Source organism: Thalassospira mesophila (assembly GCF_002115755.1).
Lineage (GTDB): Bacteria > Pseudomonadota > Alphaproteobacteria > Rhodospirillales > Thalassospiraceae > Thalassospira > Thalassospira mesophila.
The window spans coordinates 166,369-178,817 of sequence record NZ_JFKA01000002.1 but is presented as its reverse complement, the minus strand read 5'-3'; the positions used below and the strand labels follow the sequence as shown (position 1 = coordinate 178,817).

General features: G+C 55.0%; 11 protein-coding genes and 1 riboswitch. Of the genes, 9 read left to right on the top strand and 2 right to left on the bottom strand.

The features are described from left to right. Positions 1-11: 11 nt before the first annotated feature. The 5 genes from TMES_RS05205 to TMES_RS05180 all read left to right on the top strand — a co-directional run bounded on the left by TMES_RS05205 (position 12) and on the right by TMES_RS05180 (position 3,785). Positions 12-1,298, top strand: coding sequence for a glutamate-5-semialdehyde dehydrogenase (locus TMES_RS05205; protein ID WP_085580215.1), 1,287 nt, complete (start codon positions 12-14; stop codon positions 1,296-1,298). Then, positions 1,295-1,906 (top strand): nicotinate-nucleotide adenylyltransferase, encoded by a 612-nt coding sequence (locus TMES_RS05200; protein WP_342746304.1) that lies wholly within the window; start codon positions 1,295-1,297, stop codon positions 1,904-1,906. Before TMES_RS05205 ends, TMES_RS05200 begins: the two co-directional genes overlap by 4 nt. Before the next feature lie 55 nt (positions 1,907-1,961). Then, a complete protein-coding gene (gene rsfS / locus TMES_RS05195) occupies positions 1,962-2,351 on the top strand; it encodes a ribosome silencing factor (protein ID WP_085580213.1) in 390 nt (129 codons plus the stop codon). 200 nt (positions 2,352-2,551) lie between these two features. After that, a complete protein-coding gene (gene rlmH / locus TMES_RS05185; RefSeq protein ID WP_085580209.1) occupies positions 2,552-3,010 on the top strand; it encodes a 23S rRNA (pseudouridine(1915)-N(3))-methyltransferase RlmH in 459 nt (152 codons plus the stop codon). Between the two features lie 112 nt (positions 3,011-3,122). Continuing rightward, positions 3,123-3,785, top strand: coding sequence for a flagellar biosynthesis protein (locus TMES_RS05180; RefSeq protein WP_143589544.1), 663 nt, complete (start codon positions 3,123-3,125; stop codon positions 3,783-3,785). A 92-nt stretch (positions 3,786-3,877) separates the two neighbouring features. On the opposite strand, the gene TMES_RS05175 is transcribed toward TMES_RS05180, so the two are convergent. Both TMES_RS05175 and TMES_RS05170 read right to left on the bottom strand, forming a co-directional pair. Next, entirely contained in the window at positions 3,878-4,411 is a 534-nt protein-coding gene (locus TMES_RS05175; RefSeq protein ID WP_085580205.1) for a dihydrofolate reductase family protein, read from the bottom strand. 275 nt (positions 4,412-4,686) lie between these two features. Further along, positions 4,687-6,102, bottom strand: coding sequence for an L-serine ammonia-lyase (locus TMES_RS05170; protein WP_085580203.1), 1,416 nt, complete (start codon positions 6,100-6,102; stop codon positions 4,687-4,689). A 195-nt stretch (positions 6,103-6,297) separates the two neighbouring features. Then, a riboswitch (glycine riboswitch) is annotated at positions 6,298-6,396 on the bottom strand. A 247-nt stretch (positions 6,397-6,643) separates the two neighbouring features. Here TMES_RS05170 and gpmI point away from each other — a divergent pair. From gpmI to TMES_RS05150, 4 genes are all read left to right on the top strand, one after another. Next, the gene (gene gpmI, locus TMES_RS05165) at positions 6,644-8,239 is read left to right on the top strand and encodes a 2,3-bisphosphoglycerate-independent phosphoglycerate mutase (RefSeq protein WP_085580201.1); all 1,596 of its coding nucleotides are present in this window, start codon (positions 6,644-6,646) and stop codon (positions 8,237-8,239) included. Further along, positions 8,214-9,554 carry a murein hydrolase activator EnvC family protein gene (locus TMES_RS05160; RefSeq protein ID WP_085580199.1) on the top strand — a complete coding sequence of 447 codons (1,341 nt, stop codon included), beginning with the start codon at positions 8,214-8,216 and terminating at the stop codon, positions 9,552-9,554. The genes gpmI and TMES_RS05160 overlap by 26 nt, the downstream gene beginning before the upstream one ends. Then, complete coding sequence (locus TMES_RS05155) at positions 9,551-10,873, top strand: S41 family peptidase (protein ID WP_085580197.1); 1,323 nt, start codon at positions 9,551-9,553, stop codon at positions 10,871-10,873. The genes TMES_RS05160 and TMES_RS05155 overlap by 4 nt, the downstream gene beginning before the upstream one ends. Positions 10,874-10,984: 111 nt before the next feature. After that, positions 10,985-12,448 carry a divergent polysaccharide deacetylase family protein gene (locus TMES_RS05150; RefSeq protein ID WP_085581169.1) on the top strand — a complete coding sequence of 488 codons (1,464 nt, stop codon included), beginning with the start codon at positions 10,985-10,987 and terminating at the stop codon, positions 12,446-12,448. Position 12,449: the final 1 nt, after the last annotated feature.

Sequence of the window (12,449 nt, the reverse complement as noted above, 5' to 3'; positions counted from 1 at the left end):
GAAACAGGACCATGACGGCACTTGCCAGCACCGAAAACCAGGACATGTCACACCTTATGCTTCGCATCGGCATTGCCGCGCGCGACGCCGCCCTGATTTTGGCCCAGGTCCCGTCACAGCCAAAAATTGATGCCCTGAATTTTGCCGCCCGTCTGATCCGCGAAAATGCCGATAAAATTCTGGCGGCCAACGCCATAGATATGGACGGTGGCCGCAAAAAAGGCCTGACCGCGGCCTTGCTTGACCGGCTGGAACTTACCCCGGCCCGCGTTGACGCGATGGCGAAGGGTGTTGAAGATGTTGCCAAACAAAACGACCCGGTTGGTCGCGAAATGGCGCGCTGGACCCCGGAACATAACGGGCTGGATATTGCGCGTGTGTGTGTGCCGCTTGGCGTGATTGGTATCATTTATGAAAGCCGCCCCAACGTCACCGCCGATGCCGCTGCGATGTGCCTGAAATCGGGCAATGCCGCCATTTTGCGTGGCGGATCGGAAAGTTTTAATTCGTCGCGTGCGATTTTTGACTGCATGAAACAGGGTGTCATCGAGGCAGGCCTGCCCGAAGCGTGCATTCAAATGATCCCGGTTACCGACCGGGCGGCGGTTGGTGAAATGCTGAAACTGTCCGATTATATCGACGTGATTGTGCCGCGCGGGGGCAAAAGCCTGATCCAGCGCATTACCGATGAAAGCCGCATTCCGCTGTTCAAACATCTCGAAGGGCTGTGCCACACCTATATTCATGCCAGTGCTGACCCTGCCAAAATCAGTGCGATTGTGCTCAATGCCAAAATGCGCCGGGTGGGGGTTTGCGGATCGACCGAAACCGTTTTGATCGACCGCGATGTGGTTAAAACCCTGTTGCCGCAACTTGCCGCAGACCTTGCCAAAGCGGGCTGTGAAATGCGCGGCGATGAAACTGCGCGCAGTGTTGATAGCCAGATAAAACCGGCGACCGAGGAAGACTGGTCGACCGAATATCTTGATGCGATTGTCGCGATCAAAACCGTTGATGGCGTGCAAGATGCCATTCACCACATCAATCATTACGGATCGCACCACACCGATGCCATCCTTGCCGAAGACAGCGTCGCGGCCGAAGCATTTTTAAACGGGGTCGATAGCGGCATTGTGATTGTAAATGCATCCACCCAGTTTGCCGATGGCGGCGAATTTGGCATGGGGGCGGAAATTGGCATTTCGACAGGCAAGCTGCATGCACGTGGCCCGGTTGGAGTCGAACAATTGACCAGCTATAAATATGTGGTGCGTGGCACCGGGCAAACCCGCCCGTGATAAGCGTTCACATTCCGCGCCGACATAATGCCCCACCCCGAGTCGGATTACTGGGCGGGTCATTCAACCCCGCCCACGAGGGGCATTTGCATATTTCGCTTGAAGCGTTAAAGCGCTTGCAGCTTGACGAAGTCTGGTGGCTGGTCTCGCCGCAGAACCCGCTAAAGTCCCGTCAGGGTATGGCAGGACTGAAAGAACGCTTTGATTCTGCACAAATGATGGCAACACATCCCCGCATTGTTGTTTCTGCAATTGAAACACAGCTTGGCACCCGTTATACCGCCGACACACTTGCAGCCTTGCAACGCCGTTTTACCCAAACGCGATTTGTCTGGTTGATGGGCGCGGACAATCTGGCACAGTTTGATCGCTGGAAATTCTGGCAGAAACTGATGTATTGCGCGCCCATTGCGGTTCTTGATCGCGAGGGTTATTCTAATAAAGCATTGCGTGGCACCGCAGCACAGCGTATGGAACGCTGGCGCATTGCCGCAGAAAAGGCAGGTTTGCTGGCCGATATGGAAACACCAGCTTGGGTTTACCTGCCGATACGGCGCCATCCGGCTTCTTCTACGGCGATTCGCGCCGAAGGCCGATGGCAGGTTTGACCTGTGGGTGTTTTAATTTCCGCGTGATGGCGGCGAACATCCACCCTAAATTAAGGTGGCGACAATAATTACCGCAAATGAACGCCTGACACCGAGCGAGTTGCTTGCTCTTATTCAGGAAACACTGACGGACGACAAGGCCGAAGATCTTGTCACTATTAATCTGACCGACAAAACAGCCATGGCTGATTATATGATCATCGCATCAGGCTCCAGCTCGCGCCGGGTTGCCTCGATGGGTGAACATATTGTTGAAACCCTGAAAAGTTCAGGTCAGGGCCGTGCGCTGGCCGAAGGCACCACACAGGGTGATTGGGTTCTGGTTGATGCGGGCGACGTGATCATTCACTTGTTCCGCCCGGAAGTCCGCGCCTTTTACAACATCGAACAGATGTGGGGCGTTGAAAACCCGGCCTTGAAACAACAGCCAGCCCGTCTGTACTGATTGGCACTTTTGCTGTCGCCCGGCGCTTTTCGCCGGGCCACCAGCCTTTTGCCATTTCACGCAACCGGTAAAACAAATTTGTATCCGGGCTATACATACTGGCCCGATACAGTTTTGCGCCCGAATTTTCCCGGCCTTTCGACAAGCTTTCCACAGCCTTTCCGCCAAAACCTTGCCACAAACCAAATGGGCGACCGAACATGCAAATCACCCTTGCCGCTGTAGGCCGCATCAAGGCAGGCCCGGAAAAGGATTTGTTCGACCATTACGTCGCCCGTCTGCGCTGGCCCTTTGCCCTGCGCGAGGTCGAAGAAAAGAAAAAACTTCCCGCAGCCCAGCTTAAGGCCCGCGAAGCAGAATTATTGCTGGCCGCCATCCCCGAAAATGCCTTTCTGATCGCGCTGGACGAACACGGGCGCGAATATGGATCCATCGATTTTGCCAAAAAACTTGAAGGCTGGATCGACCAGAACGGCGGCAATATTGCCTTTGCCATTGGCGGGGCCGACGGCCACGGCGATGCAATAAAAGCCCGCGCCAATGCCATGTGGTCGCTGGGCAAGGCAACATGGCCCCATATGCTGGTACGCGCCCTGATCGCCGAGCAGCTTTTTCGCGCCCACGCCATTCAAACCAACCATCCCTATCATCGCGAATAGCAATACCCCACCCTTTGGTGGAGCATAAAAATACTTATTCCCCAAATACTTGCAGACCCTGCACGTAACGGTTAAACAGGCGTCTTTGCAAGCACACAAGGGGGATTTTGTTGTGTTCAAACAGCTTCGCATGGCTGCTGTAATCGGCAGCATGCTGGTTTTGGGTGCCTGCGCCACGGGCCGCAGCGTGGTGGATCTTAACGCGCCATCTGCTTCACCCAATCCGCAAAATGGTACAGCCATTCGCTTGGTTAACGTGGTTGATAACCGCGAATTTCAGATCAAACCGCGATCAGCCGATATTCCGTCGCTTTCTGACTCAAAAATTAATGACCGCAGCATTACTGAACGTGCTTATGCGCGTAAACGCGGCGGATTTGGCAAAGCCTTGGGGGATGTGCTGTTACCCGAAGGCGAAACCGTCGCCAATCAGATAAAATCGGCCATCACCACCGGGTTTCGCCGGGCCGGATACCGCGTATTTGACGTAAACAGCACCGATACCGACGCCCAAACCGCCATTCCGGTTTCTGCCAACATCATGCAATTCTGGACATGGATGCAGCCCGGTTTCTGGCAACTAACCCTGCATAACCGCATCAAGGTGTCACTTGATGGCGACCTGCCCGCGTTAAAAGACGGCCTGGTCGTTGAAAACCATTATCAGGATGGCATGCAAATGGTTCTTGATAATGACTGGACGCAAACAGCGTCGCAGGCCTTGGTCGAATTTTCCGATAAATTGCGCGATAGCCTGTTGGCACGCAGCAAATAACACCAGAACATAAAAATGCCGATAGCCATTGCCTTGTGGCTATCGGCAGTAATTTTGCCCGCTGATTTTCCGCAAGCGCGCAATTCCACCCGCTATTTCAGCTTATATTCCATACGCACCACACCGGATTTGTAAATATGGGTTGAAACCGGCACCGGGTTTAAATGGCTGGTATCCTTGCCAAACAGGGCAATGCCCTCGCCCAGCACCACCGGAATAACAAACAGTTCAAGTTTATCGACCAGATTGGCGAACAAAAACTGGTTGATCACGCTGGCCCCGCCAACAACCCACACATCACCGTTATCAAGGCGTTCATTACGCAGGGCATCAGCCAGATCCATCAGGCTGCCGCCAAATGCGACCGTGTTTTCCGGGGCGTCGTTATCAAGCGGATGCGAGGTCAAAACAATGGTCCGCCGGTCGCCATAAGGCCACGCGCCATATGACATCACCTGATCAAAGGTCCGACGCCCAATGATCAGCGTTCCGATCTGATCGAGAAACGCCTCGAAATTGAATTCTGCCGGATCGTAGTCGTCAAGCCAGTCCACCGCCCCGCCGGAACGCGCGACATAACTATCCAGACTGACCGCCACATAAATGCGGAACAGTTTTTTGCCCATCAATATCACCCAACCAATTGACCGGATTTTTCCGGTTTAATTTTAGTATTAGTTTAACTTCAGTTTCTAAACACTACCGGCGATTGGTGGCGATATTCTGACCGGAATGGGGTTATATCGGTGTCCAAAAACGATAAACGCCCCAAAAGCCGACATCATCCGGCCTTCGAGGCGTCCATTAAGACCATATTTGATCTTATCAGCGACATGATTGAAGGTTGAACGGCCCCAAAGGCCCGAAAACCACGTGCTATGCTTCCACAATCATTGCCAGATCAGCATTCAACCACATTTACGTTAACCGCCAGTCCGCCCTGGCTGGTTTCCTTGTATTTGCTTTGCATATCGGCCCCGGTCTGGCGCATGGTTTCGATCACACGGTCCAGCGATACGGTATGCTGGCCATCGCCGCGGATGGCCAGGCGGGACGCATTAATCGCCTTGACCGCCCCCATGGTATTGCGTTCGATGCAAGGGATTTGCACCAGCCCGCCAATCGGGTCGCAGGTCAGGCCCAGATTATGCTCCATGCCAATTTCGGCAGCATTTTCCACCTGTTCGGGCGTGCCGCCCAACACAGCACACAGCGCCCCCGCCGCCATCGAACAGGCAACACCGACTTCGCCCTGACAGCCCACCTCGGCGGCCGAGATGGAAGCCCGTTTTTTATAAATCGCACCGATAGCCGCCGCCGTTAACAAAAACTCGCGGATTTTCGCCTGCGTCACATTGGGGCAAAACCGCTCATAATAGCGTAAAACAGCGGGTATCACGCCCGCCGCCCCATTGGTGGGAGCGGTTACCACCTTGCTGCCGGCGGCGTTTTCCTCGTTTACCGCCAGCGCATAAAGATTAACCCAGTCAATCACGGTTAGCGGGTCTTTCAACCCGGCTTCGGGGCAATCCACCAGCTCACGGTACAGTTTGTTGGCCCGGCGTTTAACATTTAGTCCGCCCGGCAAAATGCCCGGCGTGGCACAACCGCGATCAATGCAATCCATCATTGCCTGATAAACGCGATCAACAAATTCATAGGTTTCCTCGGCTGCCCGCCACGATTTTTCATTTTCCATCATAATTTCGGCAATCGACAAATGATGTTTTTTGCAAATCGCCATCAATTCATCCGCCGATGAAAAAGGATGTGGCAGGGTGATATTATCGCCGGAATATTCCGCCCCGCGATCATCGCCCGAGACAATAAACCCGCCGCCGACCGAAAAATATTCCTGACAATGCAATTTCACACCATCGCGATCAAAGGCCGTTATCCGCATGCCATTGGGGTGCTGCGGCAGGCTTTCATCCATATGAAAAACAATGTTGTTTTCAAAATTGAAATCAACTTTTTGCTGATCAAACAGCATCAGGCAGCTATCGCGCCTGATCGCCTCAACCGTCGGGGCAATTTTATCGGGATCAACCGAGCGCGGGCGTTGCCCGCACAGGCCCATCAAAACCGCCGTGTCGGTGGCGTGCCCCTTGCCTGTCAGGGCAAGCGACCCGTAAAGGTCAACAATCACGCTGCCGGTTTGGGGCAGAAGTTTGCGGGCATCCATTTCCAGACAAAACCGGTAACCGGCCCGCATCGGGCCAACGGTGTGCGAACTCGATGGTCCGATTCCGATGGTATATAAATCAACAACAGAAAGATTAACGTCCTGGGGACGTTGCGTGGATGAAGTGGGCATAGGCCTCCCTCGGCTCTGATCGCGTTATATTTTTCTGCAATATTTGCTGCGATATCAACGAACCGGTGCCAGCCCCCTCTGTCCTTTAGGGCCAAGTGGCCCTTACCTGAGATTGTGCGTCGGGCGCATGCACGCCGCGACTTCATCCTTCGGTGGAAAACCGCCAAAATAACCGGCTTTCGCTCTCCAGAGCCTCAATCCGCAACGGTCCATGTGCCTGAGAGTGTTCGGGGTGAATTGCTCCTTCGGCGCCTGCCGGAACGTTGCCCGGCCGGTCTCTCCCATTGCGGTGTGCGAGGTATCACCGTTTAAGGATTTTATCGTACCTGTTTGAGGCGATCCTTGTCAAAGCAGGGCTGGTTGCGACGCGAAAATTTCCTGCGCGAAGGCTGTTCAGCACCATCTTTCATGATAAGTTATGATCAGAATTTGCGTCAGATGGCGGAACCCACCGCGCCCGGCGCCGTTTTGACCTATGACTGGATCATCATTTACAGGTTTGTTTACTGGTAATTCAGTCTTTTATCCTAGAAGTGGGGTTATGACAGTGACTGTATCGAACGCCGTAAAGCGTCCCCGTCCGGTGGTGCTCTGCATTCTGGATGGCTGGGGCTATCGCAAAGAAAGCGAAAACAACGCCGTTGCACTGGCCAATACGCCGGTGTGGGACGATTTATATGCCCATAATCCAACCGGCTTTATGATGGCCTGTGGCCTTGACGTTGGCCTGCCCGAAGGGCAAATGGGCAATTCCGAAGTTGGCCATATGAATTTGGGTGCCGGCCGCGTTGTCATGCAGGAACTGCCCAAAATTGACGAAGCCGTCAAAACCGGCAGCATTGCCGATACCGATGCCGTCAAAAAAGTGATTGCCAGCCTGAAAAAAAGCGGCGGCGTGTGCCACATTGCCGGGCTTTTATCCGAAGGCGGGGTTCATTCGCATCAGGTGCATATGGCGGCCCTGGCCAAAATTATTGCCAATGCCGGTATTGCCGTCAAAATCCATGCTTATACCGATGGCCGCGACACGCCGCCGCGTAGTGCGGCCGGATTTTTGAAAAAATTCCGCGCCCTTCTGGGCGATGCCGATATTGAAATTGCGACCGTTACCGGGCGCTATTATTCGATGGATCGCGATAATCGCTGGGAACGGGTCAGCCAGGCCTATTTCGCGATGGTCGATGGCAAAAATTACACCAATGCCAAGCAGGCAAAATCTGCCGAAGACGCCATCACCAACGCCTATGATGCCGACACCAACGACGAGTTTATTTTGCCAACCATCATTGGCGATTATGACGGCATGAAAGACGGCGACGGTCTGCTGATGACCAATTTCCGTGCTGACCGGGCGCGCGAAATTCTGGCTGCCCTGTGCGCGCCCGATTTTGACGGGTTTGACCGTAAAACACCGGTTAAATTTGCCGTTCAGGCCGGAATGGTCGAATATTCATCCCGCCACGCGGCTTATATGGATGCGATTTATCCGCCCAAAACCCTGCCCAATATTTTTGGCGAAGTGGTTTCCAGGGCGGGCATGAAACAGTTGCGCATTGCCGAAACCGAAAAATATCCGCATGTGTCGTTTTTCTTTAACGGTGGCGAAGAACAGGTCTATCCCGGCGAAGACCGCATTTTAGTCCCCTCGCCCAAGGTTGCGACCTATGATTTGCAGCCCGAAATGTCGGCCCCTGAAGTCTGCGCCAAACTGGTTGCCGCGATTGAAGCCGAAACCTATGACACCATCATTGTCAATTTCGCCAACCCCGACATGGTCGGGCATAGCGGTATTTTATCGGCAGCCATGAAAGCCGCCGAAGCCGTTGATGAATGTGTGGGCAAGGTTGTTGCGGCCATTCGCAAGGTGGGCGGCGTTATGTTTATTACCGCCGATCATGGCAACTGCGAAACCATGGTTGACCCCGACAGCGGCGAACCGCACACCGCCCATACCCTGAACCCGGTACCGACCATTCTGGTTAACGGGCCAAAGGGTATTACCCTGCGCGATGGCCGCCTGGCCGACGTTGCCCCGACATTGTTGCAATTGCTGGGCGTGCCGCAACCCGCGGACATGACCGGAAAAACGTTGATCGAAGGTCTGAACCCCGATGCTGCGCTGCCCCCGGCAAGCTGATATTGGCAAATGGTTGATGGTACCGGCACTGGCGACCGTGATGGTGGCGGGGGCCGGTACCCTTTTTCCGGCAAGCGCCGAGTCCCTGCGCAAGGTCGATTCACGCCTTGATGCCGTGCAAAGCCAGCTTTCCGAACAGCAAAAGCAGGAAGAATTCCTGTCGCGCAAATCGCACGAACTGCTGACCGAGGAACAGGCCCTGCAATCCGAAGAAGTATCGGTTGCCCGCCGGGTTCAGCAATATGAAAGCGAACTGACCGATATTGAAGACAAGCTGGTCGAGCTTGAAAACCGGGAAAAAGACGCCACCACCGCGCTTGAAGACAAGGCCGGGCAATATGCCCGCATCCTGATGGCGCTGGAACGGTTATCAACCACCCCGCCTGCCGCCTTGATTGCCTTGCCGCGCAGCCCGCAAGACACATTGCGATCGGCGATATTGTTAAAGGCGGCCTTGCCCGGCGTTGAACAGCACGCCAAGGATTTAAAGCGCGAACTGGGCGAAATCACCGATCTTCGCGCCACCATTAAAACCCGGCGCAGCGACCTTGGCGACGTCACCGCAAAACTGCGCGACGAACGCGAAAGCCTGTCGCGATTGCTCGACGATAAACGCCAGTTACGCCAGGATACCGAAGACGAAGCCCGCGAAGCCGCCCGTGCTGTGCAAAAAATGGCGCAGGAAGCCAAAACGCTGGGCGAGTTACTTGCCAGCATTAAAAACCGTGCCGATGGTTTGCCCTCCCCGCGCGAAAAGCCCGACTATGAATTGGTCAAGGACGCGCCCGACAGCGAAATTACCAATGTGCTGCCAACCCAAAGCGCATCTGTGGCCCAACCGGCCCGTAAAAGCAGCCCCGATCGCAGCGACGCGGTCGAAGAAGCATCAGTTGCCAGCTCCATCACCGAGGCCCGAGGGCATTTGCGCATGCCTGCGGCGGGCAAAATTGTAACACTTTTTGGTGAACGCAGCGTACAAAGTGGCCTTCCGGGCGGCGCGCACGCCAAGGGAATTGAGATTGAAACCCGCCCTGAAGCACAGGTTGTCTCGCCTTTTGATGGCAAAGTGGTGTTCGCCGGGCCGTTCCGTGGCTATGGCCGCCTCTTGATTATCGAACACGGCGAAGGATACCATAGTCTTGTTGCGGGTTTTGATCGTCTGGACAGTGTGGTAGGACAATATGTACTGGCGGGTGAACCTGTTGGAACCATGGGCGAAAACAGGCCAAAACTGTATCTCGAAATGCGCCATGACGGCGAAGCGATCAATCCGCTTCCCTGGCTGGCATCACAAAACGGCAAGGTAAGCGGATGAAAACGTCTCGATTGGTAGTATTTGCACTGGCGGCGGGCCTGAATATCGGTCTTGCGGCGCCGGTTTTTGCACAGTCTCCGGCCCCCAGTAGCACCCCGACATCATCAGCCGAAACCTATCGGCTGCTAAACCTTTTTGGCGACGTGTTTGAACAGGTCAAAGCCAAATATGTTGAACCGGTCGATGACAAGAAACTGATCGAAGCCGCCATTAACGGCATGCTGACCTCGCTTGATCCGCATTCATCCTATTTGAATATGGATAATTTCAAGGACATGCAGGTTGATACCCGGGGCGAATTTGGCGGGTTGGGCATCGAAGTCACCCAGGAAAACGGCTTTGTAAAAGTTATTTCCCCGATTTTTGATACCCCGGCCCAAAAGGCCGGTTTGCAGCCGGGCGATTTTATTACCCATATCGATGGCAAATCGGTGCGCGGCCTGCCGCTTAACGACGCGGTCGACATGATGCGCGGCAAGGTTAATACCGACATCAAACTAACCATAGTGCGCAAGGGCGAACAGGCCCCGTTCGATGTAACGCTGACCCGGGCTGTGATTAAAATCCAGTCGGTGCGCCCGCAGGTGAAAAACGATGTCGGTTACATCCGCATTACCAAATTCAGCGAACAAACCTTTAGCGGCCTGCAACGCGCCATCGAAGACCAACGCAAGGAAATCGGACCGAAACTGAAAGGTTTCGTGATCGACCTTCGCAACAATCCCGGTGGTTTGCTTGATCAGGCGATTGCGGTTTCCGACGCGTTTTTGAACGAAGGCGAAATTGTTTCGACCCGCCCGCGTGATACCAAAAACACCGAACGCTATACCGCCAAGGACGGCGACCTTGCCGACAGCCTGCCGATTGTTGTTCTGATCAATGACGGGTCGGCGTCGGCATCGGAAATTGTCGCCGGTGCCTTGCAAGACCATGGCCGTGCGATCATTATGGGCACACGCAGCTTTGGCAAAGGGTCGGTTCAGACCATATTGCCGATGCCGGGCAATGTCGCCCTGCGCCTGACCACAGCGCGTTATTACACCCCGTCTGGCCGTTCGATTCAGGAAGTCGGTATTGTACCCGATATCATTGTTCCGCAGTCGAAGGTCGAAACCGTCGAAACCGGCCAGCGCCGGTCCGAAGCAGACCTGAATGGTGCCCTGCATAACGAGGATACAACCACCCTCGATGCTGAAACCGAAGCAGACCAGCGCCGTCAGGACGCCGAAAAAGTAACCGAAGACGATTATCAGCTTGCCCGCGCACTTGATATGATCCGGGGTATCTCGCTTTATGGCAGCTTCCGATCAAAAAGCTGAAAGATCGTGACGGGAACAGGAAGAGACTGACCCGCAGTGATCGGTAAACTGTTCAAATTTCTGCGGCCTCGCCGCAAAACGGAATCCTCTGCAACCGATACGGACGACGATATGTTGTCCGACACGGTGGCGGAGGATGTTCCGTTTACAGAACTGCCTTACGACGAACAATACCGTCTGTTGCCGTTACGCCCGCCGTCGCGGCGCTGGCGGCTGTCCAAATTTTTGTTGCTGGTACTGTGGCTGTTGCCGTTTGGCATCGCATCCCTTGTCGCCCTGCCCATTATCGACCCCGAAACCGGCTGGCGGCTGATCCATCTGGGCGGACCAAAAGTAACCGACGCCATCCCCGGTACAGAACGCGAGCTGCAAGACGAAATTGCCAAAGGCGTGCTTGATGTCGAGGCAAAAAACCGCGCCGAAGAAGAAGCCCGCCGCAAGGCTGCCGCCAGTGCAGGCACCGCGGATGGCACAAGCCCCGACGCGCTGGGTGACCTGCCGCCGGGCATTGCCGACCTGACAGGTAACGGGGCAAATGGCACGGGCGAAAATGCGGGCAAAGAAGCCATTGCCCCGGGCGGCCCATCGCCCGAGGAACTGGCCGCCATGGCCGCCGATGGCGAGTTTGATGTTAAAATAGAAGCCGATCCCCTGCGACCGGCCCCGATCCCCGGTCTGGATGAAGAAGGCAGTTTTGGCCGGGTGCCCCGCATTGCCGACGATGGCACAACGCCGGCACAGGCCTATGCCCGGCCCTTTACGCTGGAACCCGATCAACCCTATGTCGCGGTGATTGTGACGGGGTTGGGCCTGAATGCCGACCGCACCAATAAAGCCATCGAAGATTTACCGTTGAATATTTCGCTGGGCCTGTCGCCCTATGCCGAAAACCTGCCCAAAACACTGGCGCGGGCCCGGATGGTCGGCCATGAAGTGTTTTTGCAGTTGCCCATGGAGCCCGATGACTTCCCGTTATCGGACCCCGGCCCGCGCGCCTTGATGACCAGCCTGCCTGAAGGCGAAAATCTGGTGCGGCTGGAATGGCTTTTGGCCCGCTTCCCCGGATATGTCGGCGTGGTTGGCCATTTGGGGTCCAAATTTGCCAATCTCGACAGTTCCATTCGCCCGGTTATTGATTTTCTTGATAAAACCGGGCTGATGTATATTGATGGTAGCAATACCGGCATGGTCAGCCTGGCGGCGCAATTGGCCGCCAATGTTGAAGAACCCAATGCCATTGTTGATTTTAATATCGATACCGTGCCCAGCCGACGTGCAATTGATGCCCAGTTAAGTGCACTGGTAAACAAGGCCAAGACCGAGGGTTTTGCCATTGGTCTTGCCCAATCCTACCCGGTGACAATTCAGCGGTTGCGTAACTGGGCGCAGCGGCTGGAACGTCAGGGGGTCAAACTTGCACCGGTTTCTGCCCTTGCCAGCAAGCAGGTCAAACCGCAATCACCACAAGAAGCCGCCGCTGCCCAACGCATGAACCAAACAACCGAAAATGCGGGCAAGGGGGACTCTGCGCCAACCAATGCTGACGCCACCGAAGAAACCATCGAGGGTAACTGAT